This window comes from Providencia sp. 2024EL-00732 (genome assembly GCF_044006275.1).
In the GTDB taxonomy this organism is placed as follows: domain Bacteria; phylum Pseudomonadota; class Gammaproteobacteria; order Enterobacterales; family Enterobacteriaceae; genus Providencia; species Providencia huashanensis.
The window spans coordinates 153,780-177,458 of sequence record NZ_JBIPDG010000005.1 but is presented as its reverse complement, the minus strand read 5'-3'; the positions used below and the strand labels follow the sequence as shown (position 1 = coordinate 177,458).

The 23,679-nt window shown below is 41.2% G+C and carries 21 protein-coding genes; 15 read left to right on the top strand and 6 right to left on the bottom strand.

Going from position 1 to position 23,679, the window contains the following annotated elements:
• Positions 1-5: 5 nt before the first annotated feature.
• On the bottom strand, positions 6-548 hold the full coding sequence (gene smrB, locus ACHB7C_RS10825; RefSeq protein ID WP_048607547.1) for an endonuclease SmrB: 543 nt from the start codon (positions 546-548) through the stop codon (positions 6-8).
• A 224-nt stretch (positions 549-772) separates the two neighbouring features.
• Between smrB and hutI the strand changes: the two genes are divergently transcribed.
• The 11 genes from hutI (at position 773) to ACHB7C_RS10770 (ending at position 12,866) form a co-directional block, all read left to right on the top strand.
• Entirely contained in the window at positions 773-2,011 is a 1,239-nt protein-coding gene (gene hutI, locus ACHB7C_RS10820; RefSeq protein ID WP_042844541.1) for an imidazolonepropionase, read from the top strand.
• A 303-nt stretch (positions 2,012-2,314) separates the two neighbouring features.
• Positions 2,315-3,046, top strand: coding sequence for a histidine utilization repressor (hutC, locus tag ACHB7C_RS10815; RefSeq protein ID WP_370661201.1), 732 nt, complete (start codon positions 2,315-2,317; stop codon positions 3,044-3,046).
• Between the two features lie 326 nt (positions 3,047-3,372).
• Positions 3,373-5,052: a urocanate hydratase gene (gene hutU / locus ACHB7C_RS10810; protein WP_042844536.1), complete on the top strand. Its 1,680-nt coding sequence runs from the start codon at positions 3,373-3,375 to the stop codon at positions 5,050-5,052.
• A 12-nt stretch (positions 5,053-5,064) separates the two neighbouring features.
• Positions 5,065-6,597 (top strand): histidine ammonia-lyase, encoded by a 1,533-nt coding sequence (hutH, locus tag ACHB7C_RS10805; RefSeq protein ID WP_042844535.1) that lies wholly within the window; start codon positions 5,065-5,067, stop codon positions 6,595-6,597.
• Between the two features lie 98 nt (positions 6,598-6,695).
• The gene (locus ACHB7C_RS10800) at positions 6,696-8,087 is read left to right on the top strand and encodes an amino acid permease (RefSeq protein WP_395347298.1); all 1,392 of its coding nucleotides are present in this window, start codon (positions 6,696-6,698) and stop codon (positions 8,085-8,087) included.
• A 211-nt stretch (positions 8,088-8,298) separates the two neighbouring features.
• Positions 8,299-9,231 carry a 50S ribosomal protein L3 N(5)-glutamine methyltransferase gene (prmB, locus tag ACHB7C_RS10795; protein WP_042844532.1) on the top strand — a complete coding sequence of 311 codons (933 nt, stop codon included), beginning with the start codon at positions 8,299-8,301 and terminating at the stop codon, positions 9,229-9,231.
• A gap of 113 nt (positions 9,232-9,344) precedes the next feature.
• On the top strand, positions 9,345-10,433 hold the full coding sequence (gene aroC / locus ACHB7C_RS10790) for a chorismate synthase (RefSeq protein ID WP_042844529.1): 1,089 nt from the start codon (positions 9,345-9,347) through the stop codon (positions 10,431-10,433).
• 151 nt (positions 10,434-10,584) lie between these two features.
• Entirely contained in the window at positions 10,585-11,388 is an 804-nt protein-coding gene (locus ACHB7C_RS10785) for a TSUP family transporter (protein ID WP_042844527.1), read from the top strand.
• Positions 11,389-11,407: 19 nt separating this feature from the next.
• Positions 11,408-11,956, top strand: coding sequence for an elongation factor P hydroxylase (locus ACHB7C_RS10780; protein ID WP_042844526.1), 549 nt, complete (start codon positions 11,408-11,410; stop codon positions 11,954-11,956).
• A gap of 28 nt (positions 11,957-11,984) precedes the next feature.
• Positions 11,985-12,257: a YfcL family protein gene (locus ACHB7C_RS10775; protein WP_042844523.1), complete on the top strand. Its 273-nt coding sequence runs from the start codon at positions 11,985-11,987 to the stop codon at positions 12,255-12,257.
• A gap of 84 nt (positions 12,258-12,341) precedes the next feature.
• Positions 12,342-12,866 carry a GNAT family N-acetyltransferase gene (locus ACHB7C_RS10770; protein WP_226619157.1) on the top strand — a complete coding sequence of 175 codons (525 nt, stop codon included), beginning with the start codon at positions 12,342-12,344 and terminating at the stop codon, positions 12,864-12,866.
• A 27-nt stretch (positions 12,867-12,893) separates the two neighbouring features.
• Here ACHB7C_RS10770 and mnmC read toward each other — a convergent pair whose 3' ends face one another.
• Entirely contained in the window at positions 12,894-14,930 is a 2,037-nt protein-coding gene (gene mnmC, locus ACHB7C_RS10765) for a bifunctional tRNA (5-methylaminomethyl-2-thiouridine)(34)-methyltransferase MnmD/FAD-dependent 5-carboxymethylaminomethyl-2-thiouridine(34) oxidoreductase MnmC (RefSeq protein WP_395347294.1), read from the bottom strand.
• Positions 14,931-15,133: 203 nt separating this feature from the next.
• Here mnmC and fabB point away from each other — a divergent pair, with 203 nt between their 5' ends.
• A complete protein-coding gene (fabB, locus tag ACHB7C_RS10760) occupies positions 15,134-16,348 on the top strand; it encodes a beta-ketoacyl-ACP synthase I (protein WP_042844516.1) in 1,215 nt (404 codons plus the stop codon).
• A 165-nt stretch (positions 16,349-16,513) separates the two neighbouring features.
• Positions 16,514-17,314: a hypothetical protein gene (locus tag ACHB7C_RS10755; protein ID WP_395347292.1), complete on the top strand. Its 801-nt coding sequence runs from the start codon at positions 16,514-16,516 to the stop codon at positions 17,312-17,314.
• A gap of 13 nt (positions 17,315-17,327) precedes the next feature.
• On the opposite strand, the gene ACHB7C_RS10750 is transcribed toward ACHB7C_RS10755, so the two are convergent.
• From ACHB7C_RS10750 to ACHB7C_RS10735, 4 genes are all read right to left on the bottom strand, one after another.
• On the bottom strand, positions 17,328-17,789 hold the full coding sequence (locus ACHB7C_RS10750) for a hypothetical protein (protein ID WP_166687196.1): 462 nt from the start codon (positions 17,787-17,789) through the stop codon (positions 17,328-17,330).
• Positions 17,790-18,298: 509 nt separating this feature from the next.
• Positions 18,299-19,804, bottom strand: a complete 1,506-nt coding sequence (locus ACHB7C_RS10745) for a tripartite tricarboxylate transporter permease (protein WP_042844508.1) — start codon at positions 19,802-19,804, stop codon at positions 18,299-18,301.
• An 11-nt stretch (positions 19,805-19,815) separates the two neighbouring features.
• On the bottom strand, positions 19,816-20,247 hold the full coding sequence (locus tag ACHB7C_RS10740) for a tripartite tricarboxylate transporter TctB family protein (RefSeq protein ID WP_042844505.1): 432 nt from the start codon (positions 20,245-20,247) through the stop codon (positions 19,816-19,818).
• A gap of 11 nt (positions 20,248-20,258) precedes the next feature.
• A complete protein-coding gene (locus ACHB7C_RS10735; protein WP_048607533.1) occupies positions 20,259-21,233 on the bottom strand; it encodes a tripartite tricarboxylate transporter substrate binding protein in 975 nt (324 codons plus the stop codon).
• Positions 21,234-21,544: 311 nt separating this feature from the next.
• Between ACHB7C_RS10735 and tctD the strand changes: the two genes are divergently transcribed.
• Both tctD and ACHB7C_RS10725 read left to right on the top strand, forming a co-directional pair.
• A complete protein-coding gene (gene tctD / locus ACHB7C_RS10730) occupies positions 21,545-22,213 on the top strand; it encodes a transcriptional regulator TctD (protein ID WP_042844502.1) in 669 nt (222 codons plus the stop codon).
• Positions 22,210-23,637 (top strand): sensor histidine kinase N-terminal domain-containing protein, encoded by a 1,428-nt coding sequence (locus ACHB7C_RS10725; protein WP_349483481.1) that lies wholly within the window; start codon positions 22,210-22,212, stop codon positions 23,635-23,637. The genes tctD and ACHB7C_RS10725 overlap by 4 nt, the downstream gene beginning before the upstream one ends.
• Positions 23,638-23,679: the final 42 nt, after the last annotated feature.

The window sequence follows — 23,679 nt, the reverse complement described above, 5'->3', positions numbered from 1 at the left end:
AGCGCTTAACGACGAGCGCTCTCCATCGTTTCTATAAGTAATAATAGAGCAGCATTTCCCCCCCATTCTTTAGGGGCTTGGTGAAAAGCAATAATATCAGGGTGCTGTGCAAGCCATAATGGTGTTTGTTGTTTTAAAACGTGTTTCCCATGACCATGCATGATACAAGCACAATAAACATTTTCACGTTTACAGGCGGCAATCAAAGCGCCAATTTCTTGTTTCGCTTCCATTTGTGTTAGGCCATGCAAGTCTAAAAATAATTCAGGGACGTAGTCACCACGCCGCAATTTTTTTAGTTCATAAGGGTTAGAATCTGGCCTTAAATAACGGGTTGGGCCTTCCTCTTGTAGCTGAGGCTGAAATTCATCCGAAAAATAAAATGAAGCATCAACTTGCTCTTGGATAACCTTCTTACTTGAGGGTTGGGTTACTTTTGCTCGAATAGGCGCGTGTAGGACTTGGTCCTGACGAATTTTTTTTGCGCCATTAATGGCTTCTTTAAAGAGACGAATATCTTCATCTTCAAGTCCAAATTTGTTTTTCATAATTTTAATAACATTTTGGCGATTAATCTTTCTGGTCGTTAGTGTAACCCATTTTTTCGGTCAATGGAGACAATTGCAAATTATTGGTGTTATGTAACAAATTTATAACCTTTTATCGAGTAAGCATTGACAACAGGGGGGTAGCTAGTCTAATTGTATATACATATCTATACTTTCATTAATGAAATGAATAAAACCGACGTTGGCAACAATAGGAAAAGCTAATGGTATTTAAAACTCTCCCGCAAGATATAGTTTGGCGTAATGGCCGCATTGCAACAATGAGTACAGGATCAGCAGCACCGTATGGGCTAGTCGAAAATCATGATTTAATTGTTCGTGATAAGCAAATTATTGCCATTGTCCCTACTAAAGATACTGAAATTAACGACTGCCAAATTATTGATGTTAAGGGTAGGTTAATTACCCCTGGTTTAATTGATTGCCACACTCATTTAGTTTTTGGTGGTGACCGTGCCGCGGAATGGGAACAAAGAATGAATGGCGTTTCCTATGAAACCATTAGTGCTCAAGGAGGTGGAATAAACTCCACTGTCCGTGAGACACGAAAAATGAGTGAGGACGCGTTGTTTTGCCGTGCTAAACCGAGGCTAGAAGCATTAATTCGCGAGGGTGTGACGGCAATTGAAATGAAGTCAGGCTATGGCCTTGATTATGAAAATGAAGAGAAACAATTAAAAGTTGCTAAGCGCTTAGCCGCGGAATATCCAATTTCAGTGAGTTCAACATTGTTATCTGCGCATACTGTGCCTGAAGAATACAAAGGCCAGTCTGATCAATACATTGAATTAATTTGTCAAAAAATCATGCCCGAGCTGTGGAAAAAAGGTCTATTTGATGCCGTTGATGTATTCTGTGAAAGCGTTGGTTTTTCTCTTAAGCAAAGTGAAAAGTTATTTGCCGCCGCTCAGCAGTTGGGTATCCCAGTAAAAGGCCATGTTGAACAACTATCAAATTTAGGTGGCAGCGAATTGGTTGCTCGCTACCATGGTCTATCTGTTGATCATATTGAATATTTAGATCTTGAAGGAATACGTGCGCTAAAAGCGAGCGGGACAGTTGCAGTATTATTGCCAGGTGCTTTTTATTTTCTAAGAGAAACTAAACTGCCACCTATTGAATTATTACGCGAACACCAAGTTCCGATGGCTGTTTCAACCGATTTTAACCCAGGAACAAGCCCATTTGCATCATTACGTATGATTATGAATATGGCGGCTGTGTTATTTAAGTTAACACCAGAAGAAATTTGGGCAGGCGTGACCCGCCATGCTGCAAAAGCGTTAGGGCGAGAAGATACTCATGGGCAATTAGCGCCGGGGTTTATTGCCAATTTTGTGGTGTGGAATGCGCAAGAACCTGTGGAAATGATATATGAGCAAGGCAGTAACCCCTTGTATTTACGAGTATATGAAGGGGAAATTACCCACCGTAATCCATAATCTTGGTCAGTATTAATATAAAAAATCATTTAAATTGAGCTAATAATAGCCATAATTAATAATATATTGGTTGCTGTATGTAATGTATGTATTCATTATGTATAGCAACTCTATGATTATTTTTGTTTGTTGTTATTAAAATCTCATCGCGTATTTATACCGTTAATGGGGTATTAAATGTGATGCTTTTATTCACGACTGTCAGGATAAAAAATGCCCGATAGTACTAAGCTAAAGTTACATTTTGTGACGTAAAATAGCCTATACATCCTTCAGATTTTAATGATTAAATTGGAAAACACTGTGACAGCCAATAAAAAAGATAAATCAGGAACGCCAGTTCCCTTATATTTGCAAGTTAAGCAGTCTATTATTGAGAAAATTCACACTGCACAATGGCAGGCAAATGACCGTATTCCATCTGAAGCTGAGCTAGTCTCCCAATTTCAATGTAGCCGAATGACAGCAAACCGTGCTGTCCGTGAATTAACAGCTGAAGGGTTATTAGTTCGCTTGCAAGGCGTTGGGACTTTTGTTGCAGAGCCTAAGGGGCAATCCGCATTATTCGAAATACACAGCATAGAAGCGGAGATCCTTGCGAGGGATCATAAATATAGTTGCCGTATAATTAAGCTTGAAGAAATACAAGCGTCATCAGCATTGGCGAGTGAACTTAATATTAGTCTAGGAGCCCCTGTTTTTCATTCTATCATTGTACATTTAGAAAATGATGTCCCTGTTCAAATCGAAGATAGGTATGTTAATGCTCTAGCGGCGCCTGATTACTTACAGCAAAACTTTTTATCTATTACTCCCCATGATTATTTATCTCAGGTCGCACCATTGACCCAAGGTGAGCACATTGTGGAAGCGATCGAGGCAGATGAACGGGCTGCAAGGTTATTGCAAATTAATGTAGGTGCATCCTGCTTGCTGATTACTCGTCGTACTTGGTCTCAGTCATTTATAGTCACCAGTACAAAATTATTGTTCCCCGGTCATCGTTATAAACTCAAAGGCAGTTTTTCCTCTTAGTTTTCATTAAAAAATAGGCGGGGTTGTATTAATACAAATTTCCGCTTTGTGCCTTACACACTCTCTCCATCACGTTTTTTTTGTTTTTTCATGTAAAATTATTGTGAATTTAATGTGATCTCACAGGCAAATTTAGAATAAAAAAGTATAGAACAATAAATACATAAGATAATTATCTTGTTGTTTTTTAATGAAAACCCTCTTTTTTATATAAAAATAATTTAATTTTTATGTTAAAAAATTGATTGATCGTACATGTATATACAACTATATCTATAGAAAGATAGAGTGAGTATCCAATGAATCGATAAATAGAGGGTATACAAGTGACAGCACTTAATAATAAATATAGAAATATCGAAATTAGGGCGCCGCGTGGTAATTCATTGAGTGCAAAAAGCTGGCTGACGGAAGCGCCACTACGTATGTTAATGAATAATCTTGACCCCGATGTTGCAGAAAATCCCCATGAATTAGTTGTATATGGTGGTATTGGTCGTGCGGCACGTAATTGGCAATGTTATGACCAAATCATTGAATCTTTGAAACAACTCGAAAACGATGAAACTTTACTTGTTCAGTCCGGTAAACCTGTCGGGGTGTTTAAAACTCACGCTAATGCTCCACGCGTTTTAATTGCTAATTCGAATCTTGTGCCTCATTGGGCCAATTGGGAGCATTTCAACGAACTGGATGCCAAAGGTTTGGCGATGTATGGGCAAATGACCGCAGGAAGTTGGATTTATATCGGCAGCCAAGGGATTGTCCAAGGTACTTATGAAACATTCGTTGAAGCTGCTCGTCAGCATTTTAATGGTGACTTAACTGGTCGTTGGGTATTAACGGCGGGGTTAGGTGGAATGGGGGGCGCTCAGCCATTAGCCGCAACACTTGCAGGGGCTTGTTCACTGAATATTGAATGTCAACAAAGCCGCATTGATTTTCGCCTAAGAACGCATTATGTCGACGAACAAGCCACTGATCTCGATGATGCATTAGCACGTCTTAAAAAATACACCTCAGAAGGCAAAGCCATTTCTATTGCACTGTGTGCAAATGCTGCTGAAATTTTACCTGAATTAGTTAAACGTGGTGTGAAGCCAGACATGGTTACCGACCAAACCAGTGCCCATGACCCACTCAATGGTTATTTACCTATTGGCATGAGTTGGGAAAAATACCGAGAACTCAGTGTCAAAGAGCCACAAGCCACTGCCTTAGCGGCAAAGAAATCCATGGCAGAACACGTTAAAGCCATGTTGGCATTCAAGAAACAAGGTATACCCACATTTGATTATGGCAATAATATTCGCCAAATGGCGCTGGAAATGGGGGTGAAAGATGCCTTTGATTTCCCTGGTTTTGTTCCTGCCTATATTCGCCCTCTATTTTGTCGTGGCGTTGGCCCATTCCGTTGGGTTGCGTTATCAGGAGATCCCGAAGATATCTACAAAACTGATGCTAAAGTTAAACAATTATTACCTGATGATAAGCACTTACATCGTTGGTTGGATATGGCACGTGAGCGGATCAGCTTTCAAGGGTTACCGGCGCGTATTTGTTGGGTTGGTTTAGGGGACAGAGCTAAATTAGGCTTAGCCTTTAATGAGATGGTCAGAAGTGGTGAGGTTTCCGCCCCAATTGTTATTGGTCGTGATCATTTAGATTCTGGCTCAGTTGCTAGCCCAAACCGTGAAACAGAAGCGATGAAAGACGGCTCTGATGCGGTATCAGATTGGCCGCTACTCAATGCTTTATTAAATACGGCCAGTGGCGCGACATGGGTTTCTTTGCATCATGGCGGTGGTGTGGGAATGGGGTTCTCACAACATTCGGGAGTGGTGATTGTTTGTGATGGAACCGACGAAGCGGCTGAGCGTATTGCTCGAGTACTGCACAATGACCCCGCAACAGGGGTGATGCGCCATGCTGACGCAGGGTATGACATCGCGATTGCTTGTGCAGAAGAAAAAAATCTCAATTTACCTATGATTAAAACACGTTAAGGAGTGCCATTAATGACTAAACTAACTATCCACCCAGGAAAAATGACACTCGAAGATTTGCGCATCGTTTTTGAACAGCCAGTGACTGTCACATTAGATAAACGTGCTCATGCCGTGATTGAAAAAAGTGTAGCAACAGTTAATAAAATTATTGCTGAAGATAGAACTGCTTATGGTATTAACACTGGGTTTGGTTTGCTAGCCAATACGCGTATTGCTACGCAGGACTTGCAGTCATTACAGCGTTCTATCGTGATGTCACATGCGGCTGGTGTGGGTGACCCTTTAGATGACGAACTAGTACGCTTGATCATGGTGTTAAAAATTAATAGCTTAGCGCGTGGCTTTTCAGGAATTCGCCTCGAAGTAATCAATGCTTTAATTGCCTTAGTCAACGCACAGGTTTACCCGTTTATTCCTGCTAAAGGTTCAGTCGGTGCATCAGGTGATTTGGCACCTTTAGCCCATATGAGCTTGATTTTACTCGGTGAAGGAAAGGCTCGTTTTGAAGGTAAATGGATATCAGCCAAAAAAGCGTTAGAAAAAGCAGGGCTGAAGCCTTTAACGCTTGAAGCAAAAGAAGGCTTGGCTTTATTAAACGGAACCCAAACCTCCACTGCTTTTGCCCTTAAAGGGTTATTTGAAGCTGAAAAACTACTACTTTCAGGGATTATTTGTGGGGCATTGAGTGTAGAAGCGACATTAGGTTCGCGTAAACCTTTTGATGCTCGAGTACAAGAAGTGCGAGGGCAAAAAGGGCAAATTGATGTCGCAGCCATGTTCCGAGAGGTATTATCATCAAGCAGTGAGTTGGCAAAGTCGCATGAAAACTGCGTGAAAGTACAAGACCCTTATTCACTGCGTTGCCAGCCACAAGTGATGGGAGCTTGCTTAACTCAAATTCGCCAAGCGGCTGAGGTGATTTTAATCGAATCAAATGCGGTATCAGATAACCCTCTGGTGTTTACGGATAACGGCGATATCATTTCTGGGGGCAATTTCCACGCTGAGCCAGTTGCGATGGCGTCAGACAACCTTGCTTTGGCATTAGCCGAAATCGGGGCTCTATCCGAGCGTCGTATAGCGTTATTAATGGATACCCATATGTCACAGCTTCCTCCATTCCTCGTGAATAATGGCGGCGTGAATTCTGGCTTTATGATTGCTCAAGTCACTGCAGCTGCATTGGCAAGTGAAAATAAAGCATTAGCACACCCTTCGAGTGTCGATAGCTTACCGACTTCAGCAAACCAAGAGGACCATGTTTCTATGGCACCTGCTGCGGGGCGTCGTTTGTGGGAGATGGCGAAAAACGTCACTGGTATTCTTGCGATAGAATGGCTTTCTGCATGCCAAGGAATAGATTTTCGTGAAGGGTTAAAATCTAGCGAAGCACTCGAAAAAGCGCGTAAAACGTTACGTGAACAGGTCGCTTATTATGATAAAGACCGTTATTTTGCGCCGGATATTGAAGCTGCCATTGATTTAATTAATCAACATAAACTTTCAAAATTATTTACGAAAGGTGCTGTTTTCCCTAAATAGCACTGGTAGTACATCAAGCCAATAAAGGTGGCCGGCAACGTATCGGCCGCCTGAAGTATTTATCTACACGACTAATAAAATAATACGAAGGATAAATCATGCAAAGCACATCACAACTTGCGCGAGGGCTTTCTGCGCGTCACATCCGATTTATGGCTTTAGGTTCAGCGATTGGTACAGGTTTATTTTATGGTTCAGCAAAAGCAATAGAAACAGCAGGCCCGGCGGTACTGCTCGCTTATATAATAGGGGGCGCCGCGGTGTTTATGGTCATGCGCGCATTGGGCGAGATGGCGGTACATCGTCCGCTTGCGGGGTCGTTCTCACAATATGCTAGCCATTATTTAGGTGCTCGAGCTGGTTTTTTTGCTGGATGGACATATATATTTGAAATGATTATTGTTTGTCTGGCTGATGTCACCGCATTTGGCGTATATATGAAACTCTGGTTTCCTGATGTCGCTCAATGGATATGGGTGCTAAGTATCATATTCTTTATTGGTGCTATTAATTTGTGTCACGTGAAAACGTTTGGTGAAATGGAGTTTTGGCTTTCCATCATTAAAGTGGTCGCCATTATTGCGATGATAGTGGGTGGGGCTGCCATCATGATGTTTGGTTTTGGCCAAGCGGCTGACCATGCGGTTGGGGTGTCTAATTTATTTATCCATGATGGGTTTATGCCTAATGGGGTTGGAGGGGTGATAGCCTCTTTTGCGGTAGTGATGTTTGCATTCGGTGGAATTGAAGTGATTGGGATCACCGCCAGTGAAGCAAAAAACCCTGAAGTGACTATTCCACGCGCCATCAATGCTGTTCCTATCCGTATTTTGTTATTCTATGTTTTAACGCTCTTCGTTTTAATGTGTATTTATCCGTGGAATCAAATTGGCCAGCAAGGTAGCCCATTTGTACAAATATTTGACAGTTTAGGTATCCAATCTGCTGCCAATATCTTAAATGTTGTGGTGATCACCGCAGCGATTTCTGCGATCAACAGTGATATTTTCGGCGCAGGGCGCATGATGTATGGTATGGCACATGAGGGACAAGCACCGAAAGCCTTTACCAAACTGACAAAAAACGGTGTGCCTTGGATGACGGTATTAGTCATGGTGCTGGTGTTATTGGTCGGAGTTGTATTGAATTATGTTATTCCTGAGGATGTTTTTGTTATCATTGCATCAATAGCAACGTTTGCAACCATCTGGGTGTGGCTAATGATTTTACTAGCTCAGTTTGCGATGCGTAAAAAAATGACGCCAGAAGAAGTGAGTAAATTAAAATTCCCTGTTCCTATGTGGCCTGTGGCGCCTATTTTGGCGATAGCTTTCATGGTCTTTATTTTTGGTGTGCTCGGGTATTTTGAATCCACGCGTATTGCCTTATATGTAGGGGTTGTGTGGTTGGTACTTTTGGCTATTGCTTATGCGGTTTGGGTAAAGAAACCGGCTAAAGACGTTGAGAAGCTTGTGCAAAATGAAGGCTAGAGATATCACTTTTCTCATCTAAAAGACTAGGTTACTTAACGCCCTTTAATTAAAAAGGGCGTTTTTATTTTTAATTTATAGCGAAAATGGTGTGCTAGCTAAAGGTTGTTGGTGATTTTATTGCATTAATCTGCTGATTTGTCTTTCACTTCGTGGCAAACTTTAGTTATTCAAATATTCCCTTTCAAAAAACAGGCTGGAGAAACCCTTCTTGGAAAAGATCTTCGTTGATGAAGCTGTTGCAGAACTTCATACCATTCAGGATATTTTACGTTGGACGATGAGTCGTTTTAATGCCGCCAATGTGTATTATGGTCACGGTACAGATAATCCGTGGGATGAGGCGTTGCAATTAGTGTTACCGACACTTTATTTGCCTCTAGACCTACCAGATGAACTCCTGACATCTCGCCTGACACCAACAGAACGCCATCGGATTATTGAGCGTGTTCTGCGCCGTATTAATGAACGCATTCCTGTTGCCTATTTAACTAACCGTTCGTGGTTCTGTGGGCACGAATTTTATGTTGATGAGCGGGTATTGATCCCTCGTTCACCTATTGGGGAGCTTATCAATAACCATTTTGTTGGCCTATTAACTGATGAACCTCAAGCGATATTAGACTTATGTACGGGTAGTGGCTGTATTGCAATTGCTTGTGCATATGAATTCCCCGAAGCAGAAATTGATGCCGTTGATATTTCGGCGGATGTGCTCGCGGTCACTGAGCAAAATATCGCTAGCCATGGTTTGGAGCATCAGGTTGTGCCTATTCGCTCCGATTTATTCCGCGATATGCCTGAAGTTAAGTATGATTTGATTGTTACTAATCCACCTTATGTGGATGCAGAAGATATGGATGACCTACCTGAAGAGTTTCGTGTAGAGCCGGAACTTGCCTTAGCAGCTGGCAGTGATGGGCTAAAGTTAGTGCGCCGTATTTTAGCTAATGCCCCACGGTTCTTAACGAAAGAAGGGGTATTAGTGTGTGAGGTTGGCAACAGTATGGTGCATTTAATTGAACAGTACCCTGATATTCCATTTATTTGGCTGGACTTTGAATACGGTGGTGACGGGGTGTTTATGTTAACGCGTGAACAGCTTGTTGAGCATCATGAGCACTTTGCGCTTTATATTGATTAATCAAGGGTTGCGTGATTTCTCATAATCATGTAATCAATAACAATTACATAACGATTAACAGCAAACAACACACGTCTTGGTAATACAAGAGCGGCTTAGAATAGGAAACTTCGATGGCAGGAAATTCAATTGGGCAACTGTTTCGCGTAACGACCTTTGGTGAGTCACACGGGGTGGCATTAGGTTGTATTATCGATGGTGTTCCCCCTGGTTTAGCTCTAACAGAAGCTGATTTACAAAAAGATTTAGACCGGCGTCGTCCTGGGACATCTCGTTATACAACGGCACGTCGTGAACCTGACCAAGTGAAAATTTTATCAGGTGTATTTAATGGGGTAACGACGGGGACAAGTATTGGTTTATTGATTGAAAATACGGATCAACGTTCCCAAGATTATGGGGCAATTAAAGATGTTTTTCGACCCGGCCATGCGGATTACACCTATGAGCAAAAATATGGCCAACGCGATTACCGCGGTGGTGGTCGCTCGTCTGCAAGGGAAACGGCAATGCGCGTTGCTGCGGGGGCTATTGCTAAAAAGTATCTACAAGAAAAGCTAGGGGTTCAAATTCGTGGTTGTTTAACACAAATGGGCCCGATTGCATGTGAAATTAAAGATTGGTCCATCGTTGAGGAAAACCCGTTCTTTTGCCCTGATCCAAACCAGTTAGATTCACTTGATGAATTATTGCGTGGTTTAAAGAAAGAGGGGGATTCAATCGGCGCTAAAGTGACTGTGGTTGCTGAACATGTTCCTGCGGGGTTGGGGGAACCGGTATTCGACCGTTTAGATGCAGATTTAGCCCATGCTCTCATGAGTATTAATGCGGTTAAAGGCGTAGAAATTGGTGACGGTTTTGGTGTTATTGCGTTAAAAGGCAGTGAAAATCGCGATGAAATTACCCGTAATGGTTTTACCTCTAATCATGCTGGCGGTATTTTAGGCGGCATCAGCAGTAGCCAACCGATTGTTGCCCATATTGCGATGAAACCAACATCGAGCATCACGGTATCAGGTAAGACGTTGAACCGTTCTGGTGAAGAAGTTGAAATGATCACCAAAGGGCGTCATGACCCTTGTGTCGGTATCCGTGCTGTACCTATTGCAGAAGCGATGATGGCCATTGTTTTAATGGATCACTACTTACGCCATCGTGGGCAATGTGCTGATGTTACTCCTACGATGCAAGCATTTGATTAATTAGTAAAGGTTGATGCTATAACCCGTGAGCGGGGCGGTCTAGTCGCTTACGGGTGAGAAAGGTTTGGATGAAGCCTACTTAAAATACCTCATCTGGGTTGTGATATACTACATATCAACATCATGATATTTCTCATCTTTGGATTGTAAAATGGATTGGCTAACCGCCGTTGCGCCTGAAGTTTATGCGTTACTCTTCTTTGTTGCACTTTTCGCTGGTTTTATTGATTCAATAGCAGGGGGCGGGGGCTTGTTAACCATTCCAGCCCTGTTATCTGTCGGGATCACTCCTGTTGAAGCATTAGCAACCAACAAATTACAAGCCGTTGGTGGGTCATTCTCTTCAACCCTTTATTTTGTTAGACGTAAAGCGATAGATTTACGAGAGCAAATATTTCCGTTCATTATGACGATGATTGGTGCGATGTTAGGCGCCATCGTTATTCAAATGATTGATACTGCGTTTTTAAAGCAACTGCTACCGGTTCTTGTCATTTGTGTCGGTTTATACTTCTTATTAACGCCATCGATTGGGGTACAAGACCGTCAACAGCGTATTAGTATGCCTTTTTTTGGTGTTGCCATCGGTATGACGCTAGGTTTTTATGATGGTGCATTTGGGCCCGGTACGGGGTCATTTTTAGCATTGGGTTACGTGTTATTACTTGGTTATAACCTCGCTAAAGCAACGGCTCATGCTAAGTTACTGAACTTTGCTTCCAACTTTGGGTCTTTAGTCTTCTTTATTATCGGAGGTCATGTTCTTTGGGTACTCGGCTTTGTTATGCTTATTGGCCAAATGGTGGGTGCACGCTTAGGTGCACGGTTAGTATTGACCAAAGGACAAAAACTGATCAGGCCAATGATTGTGGTTATTTCGTTATTAATGAGTATTAAGTTACTCCATGATAGCCATGGCGATGTGATAAAAGCTTGGTTTCTCTCATTATTTTAAGATGATTTAAATTATATTCATGAGTAAATATAACTATCAAGATCTAATTGATATTTTTGATAAATGTTTTGGTGAAAGTTATAACACCAAATTGGTAAAAGGGGATGATGAACCCATTTACTTACCTGCGGATGAGTCTGTTCCTTATCATCGTATTGTTTTTGCGCATGGTTTCTTTACTAGTGGGCTACATGAAATATCACACTGGTGCATCGCAGGGGAAGCCAGACGCCAGCAAGTCGATTATGGCTACTGGTATTGCCCAGATGGACGAGATGAAAAAACGCAGAGTGAGTTTGAAGTGGTTGAAATTAAACCCCAAGCTTTAGATTGGTTATTCTGTGTTGCGGTTGGTATTCCATTTAATGTCAGTTGCGATAACTTGGAAGGGGATTTTGAGCCCGATCGTATTGCCTTTATGCGTAAAGTGCATGCACAAGTGATGGTTTATTTAGAAAATGGTATCCCTGAACGACCATTATGCTTTATTAATGCGTTACAATCGTTTTACAATACGCCACCTATTTGTGCAGAAGACTTCCCTTATCCGGAAGATATTTTTGCCTAATGAAAATACATTACAGTAAGGATTAAGCATGCTTGCGGATTTAGAAACACGCATACTGACAAAAATTGATGATATGGTTGAACACGCTAACGATGATGAATTGTTCGCTGGTGGTTATTTGCGTGGTCACTTAACCCTTGCTGTGGCAGAGCTGGAGGAAGAAAATCAAACTGGCTCTGACGCTTTATTCCAACGCGTTGAAGAAAGTATTCACACTGCAATCAAAGCGGGTGAATTGACACCACCGGACCAAGTGCTGGTCTTGGACATGTGGAAAAAATTACTGAATAACGCAATATAACCCATCGATTTATGCTCACAAGCGGGGGAACCCGCTTTTGGTTCACACTTTAATACTATCACTTTCCTCATTTATAATATGTATATGACCCGCTTAGCTGTACCAGACGATGCCAAATATCTCCCCGCAGTGGAATTATCCGCAGGGCAAACATTCGCTAACCATGAAAAATACCGTTGGGTTGCTGAGGGGGAAGGGCAAACGGAACAAGAACACCTTGCTTTTATTCATCAGCAGCTTGAATGGGTTGCTGTCAATAACGATGGTGAAGTAGTGGGGTTTATCAATGCAGAAAAACGCAGAAATAGTTTACATATTTGTGAGTTATCTGTTTGCCAAAACTGGCAAGGTCAGGGAATTGGTCGGCAATTAATCAAACGGGTATTTGAAGCCACATTGTCTTTACAGCTACAGTTTGTGACATTGACAACCTTTCGTGACGTACCTTGGAATGCCCCTTATTATCAACGCTTAGGTTTTGATATCATTGATAATGACAAGCTAACCATTGAGTTGAAAGCGATTTTACAGAGTGAAGTTGATATGGGGTTTGCACGGGAAGATCGCTGTGCAATGGTTATCTCATTAAATGAACTCGCAGCTAGCTAATGAATGGCAGGCTGCAAGGTATTGGTTTCAATAAGGGGTTTTTACTTTACGCCCTAATAATAACTTTCTAACCCAAAAACGGTTCGGATGAAGCTCTGCGAGGGTTTCGTCATCCAAAGGTAGAGGTTCAGCAAAAATTTGTGCGGCGAGAAGTTCAGCACAAAGTGGGGCAGTTGATAAGCCTCGGGAGCCTAGGGCACCAAAAATAAATAAATTTGGGTGCATAGGTGCAGGGCAAATTGTCTGATTTTTGGCTATCTGAGAGGGTAAATCTTGGTAGACTTCCATATGTTTTTCAAAATCAGGCACATTCCCTAATAGCGGGAAGTGGTCACGGATAACACAACGTACCCCTTGACGCGAATGTTTGTGTGAAATATCAATATCGTTAGGCCAAGTAACATCCGGCAGGTTATCAATCAGTTTTTGGCGGTTCCCCTGTTGTTCTTCTTCGCTATAGTTTAAATCCAGATGCTCCCTTTGGTAACTTGCACCTAAACAATGTTGCTGCCCAGAAGCATCAGCAGGGGTTAAATAACCTTCAAAACACAACACATTTTTTAATTGTTGTAGTGTTTCATTGGTTGGGATGTGGCTAACTTGCCCTCTAACAGGGGAAATAGGTAAATTAACAGTTTGCGAAAATTGGCGCAGTTTGTGCCCATTGGCAATAATAACGGTGGAATGAGTAGATATTAACGTCTGTTGGGGGGTGTTTATCAGCAACTGCCAGTTATCACCATCAGGTTTAAGTTCGTTAACATCGTGTTCAAAATGGAATGTGACACCCTGTTGGTGTAAATATTGTTGTAAGCTTTCACAGAGTTGAGCAGGGCACAACCAACCACCGGTAGCATAGTGAATTCCACCATGGTTGACATCAATACCACAAAGGTCACTCAGTTGCTGGCGGTTTCTACCAATAGCAAAATCGGTGGGCCAGTCGGTTTCTAGCATGCCCGCTATTTTATTAGCAACTTTATCGTTATAAGCTAATTGGCTGACTCCACACCATTGCCCGTCAAACTTAACCCCCTGTTTTGCCAATTGGTGATAAAAGCGTGAAGCAAAAGGAAAGGCACTAATAAAAAAACGCTCAAGTGGGTCATTATTACCTGTTAGTAATGGGTAAATTGCGCCTTGGCGGTTGCCTGAAGCATTTTGTGCGACTTGCGAGTCTTTACAGTATAAGGTGACTTTTGCGCCACGTTTTAGCAAGGTGTAAGCTGCGGTGAGGCTTGCAAGGCCACCACCAATGATTGCAATGTCTGTTGGGTTATTGGCTTTTTCTCTTGCAAACCAAGGTGTTAAGTTTTCAGTTTCTTTTTCTATCATTATGCCAGTTAGCATTTCACGTTTTTTACCAAAGCCTTTGACTTTTTGAAGAGTAAAACCTGCTTGCTGTAACCCTCTTTTGACAAAACCTGCGACGGTAAAGGTCGCAAATGTACCATTAATACGGGCTAGTTTAGCCATTGTAGCGAACAAGTGTTCGCTCCACATTTGTGGGTTTTTTGAGGGGGCAAAACCATCTAAAAACCATGAATCTATCTTATTGTTTAGATTGTTTTTTAGCTTAGATATTTGCTCATTAACATCACCAAACCATAAGTCCAGTACAACATCGCCATTTTGTAAGGTCAGACGGTGGTTTCCGGGTAATGCTTGAGGCCAGTTGTCACACAGTGATTGTGATAGGTCGTTAAGTTCAGGCCAGCATTGGTGAGCTGTGATTAAATCGGGCTTTGATAAGGGGTACTTTTCAAAGCTAATAAAGTGTAAACGCTGCAATTTTGCGTGTGGATGCTCGGCTTTAAATTGGTTAAAGGATTGCCATAATGCTAAAAAATTCAACCCTGTACCAAAGCCTGTTTCGGCAATAACACAGGTTTTGAATGGGTGAGTATTGAAACGTTCAGGAAAAAGATTTCCTTGCAAAAAGACATGACGAGACTCTTCTAAGCCATCTTGGTTAGAAAAATAGATGTCTTCAAATTGTTCGGACATCGGTGTGCCTTCTTCATTCCAGCTAAGGCGAGCAGTTTGTACAGCACGTTTGTTCACGATAAAGCCTACTATGACCTAATAATCAGTAAATTTTAACGCTGTTATGAGTGTAAGGCTACCTTCATAAAAAAGTCTTATTACAGTCACAAAGAAAAAAAATACAAATATTTACCCTGATCGGACTTGTTCAGCGTACAAGTGTAAGCTAAAGTGACAACCTGTAATCCCGCAATCATATAATTATAGACATGAGGTAACGAATGAAGCGTGCAGTCATCACTGGTCTAGGTATTGTTTCCAGCCTTGGTAATAACCAGGAAGAAGTACTGGCTTCTCTGAAGGAAGGTCGTTCCGGGATCACTTTCTCAGAAGAATTCAAAGAGGCAGGGCTACGTAGCCATGTCTGGGGTAATGTCAAAAACTTAGAGCTGAAAGACCTGATTGACCGTAAAATCTTTCGTTTTATGAGTGATTGCTCTGCGTATGCTTATTTATCTATGGAACAAGCAATTGCTGATTCGGGTTTAGCAGAAGAACAAGTTTCAAATTTACGTACGGGTATTGTGGTCGGTTCTGGCGGCGGTTCTCCGCGTAACCAAGTTGCTGGCTCTGATGGTATGCGTGCGAAAGGTTTACGTGGTGTTGGTCCTTATATGGTGACCCGTGCAATGGCATCAGGTATTTCAGCTTGCTTAGCCACACCATTTAAAATTAAAGGTGTTAACTATTCAATTAGTTCAGCGTGCTCAACATCTGCACATTGTATTGGTCATGCAGTTGAATTGATCCAACTAGGCAAACAAGATGTAGTTTTTGCTGGTGGTGGTGAAGAGCTGAGCTGGGAAATGACCTGTGAATTCGATGCAATGGGCGCATTGTCAACTAAGTTCAATGAAACGCCAGACAAAGCATCAAGAACTTACGACCAAGACCGCGATGGTTTTGTTATTGCCGGCGGCGGCGGTATTGTAGTAGTTGAAGAACTCGAGCACGCTTTAGCGCGTGGTGCACATATCTATGCTGAAATTGTCGGTTATGGTGCAACATCTGATGGTGCAGACATGGTAGCACCTTCAGGTGAAGGCGCGGTACGTTGTATGCAAATGGCGATGCAGGGTGTCGATAAAATTGATTACATCAATACACACGGTACATCGACACCAGTCGGCGACACCAAAGAGCTGGAAGCTATCCAAGAAGTTTTTGGTAGTAATTCCCCTGCGATTTCTGCGACAAAAGCGATGAGTGGCCACTCATTAGGGGCGGCAGGTGTTCACGAAGCAATTTACAGTTTATTAATGCTAGAGCATGGCTTTATTGCACCAAGCATCAATGTCGAAAATTTAGATGAAAAAGCCCATGGCCTGAATATCGTCACGAAACCAACAGAACAAGTGTTGGATACAGTGATGTCAAACAGTTTCGGCTTTGGTGGTACTAATGCCACATTGGTGATGAGCAAATACAAAGCGTAATTTGTTTTAGGCTAAACAATTAGAAAAAAGCGAGAACTCTGGTTCTCGCTTTTTTTATAAATATAAAAAGGAGAATAGCTGTGTCATTTTATTAAATTATAGAAATGATTAACATGAGATACTCTAGCCAATTTCTGAAAACAAATAGCCTAGAGGTGTGTAAATATGAATGTTAAATCTTTTTTCTTAACGTTAAGTAATAGCTCGACTAAAATAAGTAAGGAGTATGAAAAAAACAACAGTGATGCAAATAAGAAACTTTTATTAAAGACAGTAATTTCAAAAGTGAAAAATGTTTATAAGAAATGTGCTTTGGATGTCGAGATAAAAGATAAGTTAAAAATCAATAAACAGATTAATATATTGAATGATGTGCTTAATATAGGGCCTGTTAAATCTAAAATAAGCGGTAATAATATTATTAACTCTATGGAAGTTAAGTCTCATAGTATGTCGGATAGTATAGCATTACATTATGACTCTTCAGATTGTCAATTGGAGAAAACAGATATAAATAATATTATTTTTAATTGGGAGGATAAAAAAACCTTCAAACCTAGCAGTATTAACGCAGACTTTTCTAACTCTACATTATCAGACATGAGAATTGCATCAAGTGAACAAACTCCACTAATTAGAGCGGATTTTTCTAATGCAACGCTTAATAATGTAGATATTAAGCTACCTATTAAATTAGATGTTAATTATAATTTCGATAAAGCAAAACTGAATAATACAAGGATTGAATTAGATATCCCTAGTGGGGAGTTAAGTCAACTTAATTTATTGGCGTTATTTGGTGATGATAATCACTATTCTAATAATGTATTCCAGTCAGTATTAACAATTAATGATAAAAAAATTAAAAATGATTTATTGAGTAAATTAAAAAAATCCTTTGATTCAAATATTAGATATTTTGACAATAAGCATGATATAAAAGATAAGTTTTTAAGCAGTATCTAAAAGGTATTGTTACTTAATCGCCACTAGCGCCATCACTTCCCCCTGAATCGGATGATGAGCAATCAGTACTGGAATTATCATTTGAACAAAAATGATTGCTAGCACGATGGGAATTGTCGCTAGTGGTACTTTCATAAACTGGGGGGACATAACGGGTATTTGATGAGGATGACGTTCTGTGGGAAGTAATGTCTTGGTAGTTTTTTTTCACTTCAAATATTTGGCTTTTCCCTTTCGACCAACCAATAGTCACAAGCGTCGTATTTTTCTTGACGCTGATATGCAGCATTTTTCCACAAAAAATATGCATTTTACCCAGTGCTTTTATTTGGATATAACCGCTGTCTTTTTCTGTGATAGTCACGGGTTTCTGGCTATGGATGGTGTAACGGTCACCATGAATATCGATGGTGACTGTATACGCTAATGGTTTCGGCTGGATATTAAAAAGGACAAAAAGTAATCTATCGAACATTGTGTTTTATATCTTAATAAGTCAGGTGAGTACCATAATTGATTGGCATTATTTAATATATCATCATTGTCTGATTCAGTGGTTTATTAACAACTGAATAAATATACATCATTGTATTAAATGTTTTGTCCAAAATAGTGACATGATATTGACTTGATTTTTAGTCGAATAGAGGTAGTCATATGTGTGTAACCAGATTTCATGAGGCTATTTGGAAACAGGATTTTAAAATTTTAGGTAAGGCGTTATCTCGCTCTATCCACGATAAACTTTGTGGGAGGATGAGTAAAATACATAATATTGAAAAACCATTTCCACTGTATAAGTATGACCAAAAGAGAACAAATATAGTCCCTAATTTACAATCAAAATATGTCTATTATGGCGAAGGAGTCCATGATAACTCTGTGGTTTTGTTAAGTTATATAAAGCTCCCTATTTTTTAATAAAAAAATGCCCCAAAATCACATTGGGGCAAATTCTACAGAGATGGCTTAACAATTTGAAAATTATAACGTTGTAGCCTGTTTGCGTTTACGGAGTAATTTCACAATAGGCGGCAGGATTAAAACAACAACGGCGAGGATCAATAAGCTTTGTGAAATAGTACTGCTCCAAAGAATATCGAAATTACCATTGCTGATAGATAATGAACGGCGTAAGTTTTGTTCTAACATCTCACCTAATACAAAACCTAATATAAGTGGGGAAAGCGGGAAATTCATTTTCCGTAGAATAAACCCAAAAACACCTAACCCCATCATCAACAGCAAGTCAAAAGTAGTGCTATGAACTGCATATACACCAACAGCGGAAACACTGGCAATTGCGGGAACTAAAAACCACAAAGGGACAGTCAACATACGTGTGAATAGGCCAATTAATGGAATATTCATGATTAACAACACGACGTTAGCAATAAGTAATGCAGCAATTAGCCCCCAGACAATTTCCGGTTGTTCGGTAAACATTCCCGGTCCAGGGGTGATATTATAGAGCGTTAGCGCCCCCATCATCACCGCAGTTGTCCCTGAGCCTGGAACGCCAAGTGTTAACATAGGGATAAATGAGCCACATGCTGAGGCATTATTTGCGGCTTCAGGTGCAGCGACACCACGTACATCACCATTACCAAAATCGCCTTTTTCACCACTGATTTTCTTTTCAGTCATATAAGTGATAGCGCTGGCGATAGTGGCACCTGCACCGGGTAAAACTCCAACAAAGAAACCGACGAAAGACGAACGCAGTGCGGGCCCTGCGCAAGCTTTGGCTTCTTTGCGGTTAAATAGCATTCTACCCGTTTTGCGGATCAAACCTTGGCCTGTAGCGGTACCTTCAAGCATCAATAAAATTTCACTGACTGAAAATAAACCAATCACAACGACAATAAATTGCACTCCATCAGAAAGATGGACACTATCAAATGTAAAACGATATTCCCCTGAGTTGGCATCGACACCGACGGTGGCGAGTGACAAACCAATTAATGCGGCAAGTAATGATTTAATAGGGTTTTGGCTCATCATACTGCCCAAACAGGCAATAGCAAAAACCATTAAAGCGAAATATTCAGCAGGCCCGAAAGCTAACGACCATTGAGCAAGCAAAGGTGCGAATAAAATAATACCCACAATGGCGATTGTTGAGCCAATGAATGAACTGACCGCTGAAATAGAAAGAGCAACACCGCCTTTTCCTTGTTTTGCCATCGGATAACCATCTAATGTGGTCATTATAGCCGCAGCATCACCCGGAACATTAAGTAGTATCGATGAGATCCGTCCTCCATATTCACAACCTAAATAAACAGTAGCGAGTAAAATTAAGGCAGATTCTGCTGGTAATTTGAGCGCAAATGCGAGTGGCAATAATATAGCGACCCCATTGATAGGACCAAGACCGGGCAACATGCCAACTACGGTTCCGATAAAACAGCCAATTAAGGCAATCAAGATATTTTGAGGGACGAGCGCAACCTCAAAACCTTGCGATAGATACATCCAAGTTTCCATGAGCTTGCTCCTTAATTAAACAGGCTGCCAATAGGCAAAGTGACATCCAGCAATTTATCAAAGGCATAAAATAAGAAGATGCCAAGGATAGGGCCTGAAATAATGGCTGCCGTTGGTGTCGCACCAAATAGTAGGGCCATGCTGATAGTCAATAAACTGGTAGCAATAGGAAACCCTAACCACTCAAATGCCCATGCATAGATAACTAGTGCGATGACTAAGAGTATTAAGCGGCGCAATACATAAGGTTTCGGCCATTCAACAGCTTCTTGTTTGCCAAATAATAAGGCAAGGGCACAAATAGCCATTAAAGATAGTATGGCGACCGGAAAAGGGCGGGGGCCCAGTGGTTCGTATGAAAATTCACTTTGGATCCCCCAGCCGATATAGATCCCGATAGCACACAGTATTAGCCAGACTATGGCGAATATGCGTTGACTCATCGTTTTCTCCGTTATTTGGCTAAACCAAATGCACGGGCTTGCTCACGATACTGTTCGATTTCTTTTTTTACGTAGCTATCGAGTTCTTGCCCAGTTAAGTTATATTCAAACAAGCCACGAAGTTCACGTTGCTTTTTGAAATCTTCGGTTTGTTGGAGTTTTTGGAATGCCTCGACCCATTGGTTGTAGTCCTCATCGGACACTTTGGGCCCCATATAGAAACCACGAATAATTGGCCAAACAATGTCATAGCCTTGTTCTTTCGCCGTAGGGATTTCGGATAAGCCATCACCGAGGCGTTTATCGGCATAGACCGCTAGGATACGAATTTTGCCTTCATTGATATACGGGGTCATCTCGCTAATATCCCCTGATAACACCTGTATATGGTTTCCAAGTAGAGCTGTTAGGGTTTCACCACCACCTTCAAAAGCAACGTAACGCATTTTTCTTGGATCTATATCGATAGCTTTAGCGAGTAGTGCGGTTTTCATCCAGTCTTGACTGCCAATAGAACCACCGGCTCCAAACACGATGCTATTCGGGTCTTTTTTAAAGGTATCCATTAAATCATTAAGGGTTTTATAAGGGGAATCTGCACGTACAGCAATCATCCCATAGTCGCTGCCCACACTGGCTAGCCAACGGACATCATTCTCGTTATAGCGACCAAACTTACCTTGCGCTAGGTTGAGTAATGAGCCACCTGAGAAGGCAACAATCGTTCCTGGTTCAGCAGGGCGCTGCGCCACGATGGCATTATAGGCTACCGCACCAATGCCTCCGGGCATGTAAGTAACACGCATTGGTTTTTCAATTTCTTTAGTTTCAAGCATGGAAACCTGGACTAATTTACAGGTTAAGTCGAACCCCCCTCCAGGTTTGGCTGGGGCGATACATTCAGTACGCTCTGGTAGAGCACTTGCTTGGTTAACGCCAACTAAAAATATTGCTGTTGCTAAGGCCTTGATTGTATATTTTTTCATTTTTCTTTCCTTACTAAGACAATAATTAAAGAACTATGTTATTTACTTCTTGTTGTGTAGATGTTGCATCATTGTCTGACAAAGCTTTCATTTACCTTTCATTAACAAATATTATTATTTTTATGTGATATATATCAGATTGTTTTGTATTTCTGCTTTTTTGTTATGTTAATTTAATGTTAAATTTAAATTATTGATTCCATTTAACCGTAATAGTTGTGATGGATACAGTAAAAACGATGACAATTGCTTTTCAATCACGATAGGTAATGCCAACGTATACAGATAAGTAATTATAATGAGTATGCGGAATGAGAATTTTATTGGTTGAAGACCATGACGAGTTGTCATTGTGGTTACAAAAGGCATTATCGTCATCAGGGTTTGCGGTTGACATTGCCAGTGATGGCGCCATCGCAGATCAATTATTACAAACAGAACAATATGCCCTTGTTGTGCTTGATGTATCTCTTCCACGAATGAGTGGGTTGGAAGTATTGGCGCAAATGCGAAAACGTCATCAAGAGATCCCTGTTTTGCTGTTGACGGCAAACTCGGATGTGGCTGACCGTGTCCAAGGCTTAAATGCAGGTGCGGATGATTATTTAACAAAACCTTTTGATATCGCTGAGTTAGAAGCTAGGATTCGTGCCTTACTAAGGCGTAGCCAAGGGCAAGTCAATGAACCGCAGCGTTTTGGTGCGCTGTGTTATCACGAAGAAGGTTATTTTTTACTTGGTCAAGAACCATTAGGGTTAACCCCAAGGGAATATGCGGTATTAAATACCTTGTTTCACCGACGAGGACGCCCAGTTTCAAAGATGCAATTATTTGAACAAGTGTTTTCTTTGTCCGATGAAGCCAGTTTACAAAGTATTGAATTATATGTTCACCGAGTGAGAAAAAAACTCGCAGGTTCGGATGTTAACATCAATACGTTACGCGGATTGGGATACCGATTAGAGCAGTGTAGTGTATGAAATTAGTCTCTCATCCACGCTCTCTCTTTCATCAGTTGCTGCTCTTTTTCGGTATCCCCCTCATTTTATTGGGGGGATTTTCGGTTTATACCCATTATTATAGTGCTAAGAACGCTGCAAATTTAGCTTATGATAGAACGCTACTCGCCTCTGCTCGTACTGTGGCAGAAAGGCTACAAGTGGTAAATGGGCATCTATCTGTTAGCGTACCTTATGTGGTATTGGATAGTTTCGAACTGAATAATAATGACCGAATTTTTTATCAAGTTATTTCCCCTGACGGTGAGACTATCTCTGGTTATGATGACTTACCGCCAATTCCCTCTTATTGGATGCGCTCACAGCACTATACTGCGCTAGTTTATTTTTATGATGCACAGTATAAGGGCTTACCTATTCGCATTGCAGCGTTTTATCAACCCATTAATGAAGGTGGCATCACTGGAATGGTTGAGATCCGTGTTGCAGAAACCGTTTATTCACGACAAGATCTCGCTAATCAATTATTAATCTCCGCGCTGATGAGCCAAGGTACGGTGGTGCTTTTAACCTTAGTTCTTGCCTATATTTTACTTAGTAAGTTATTGGCGCCATTGAAAAAATTGTCCAACTTAATGTTAAGCCGTTCCGCTAATGATTTAACACCATTGCCAGATTTACTGCCATGGTCTGATTTATCGCCATTAATTGATGCATTGAACCGCTATATTTCCCGTTTAAAGCGGATGGTGAGGCGACAAGAGCGTTTCAGTGCGGATGCATCCCATCAATTGAAAACACCATTAACGGTGTTGAAAACACAGGTTTCAGTCGCGATTAACAGTCAAGATGCTAATCAGCGGCAACAGAGTTTACAAGCTATCGATAAAACCCTCGATAATACGATTATTCTCACTGATAGGCTTTTGCAACTATCTCGGTTAAAAGCGCATGAAAAAGAAGCCGTCACGCAGTACCGTGCTGTTAATCTAGTCGAAATTGTTCATCAAACCTGTTTTACGCGGCTGACTCGTGCAGAAAGTCAATGTGTGGATTTGGGCTATGAAGGGCTCGATGTGGCTTGGATCAAAGGTGAACCCATTTTATTGGCAGAAATGTGCGCAAATCTAATCGATAACGCAATAAAATATACGCCAGCAAATGGCGTGGTGACAGTGCGTGTTGTAAATAGTGATGACAAGGCGCATTTTGTTCTGGAAGTCGAGGACTCAGGGCCAGGGATCCCAGATGCAAAGATTAACCGTTCTATGGAAGCGTTTACTCGTTTAAATAATGCCTTAGGGAAGGAAGGGGCTGGTTTAGGTTTGGCTTTGGTTAAAGATATTGCTAGTTACCATGGCTCTGAACCACAACTATTAAAAAGTAAATTACTCAATGGATTGTTAGTTCGAATCGCATTTAAAGCTAGCCAAGCACCACGGTAAGAGAAGCGCCCTTATTTGGGCGCTTTGGTGCCAAAGTTTAAA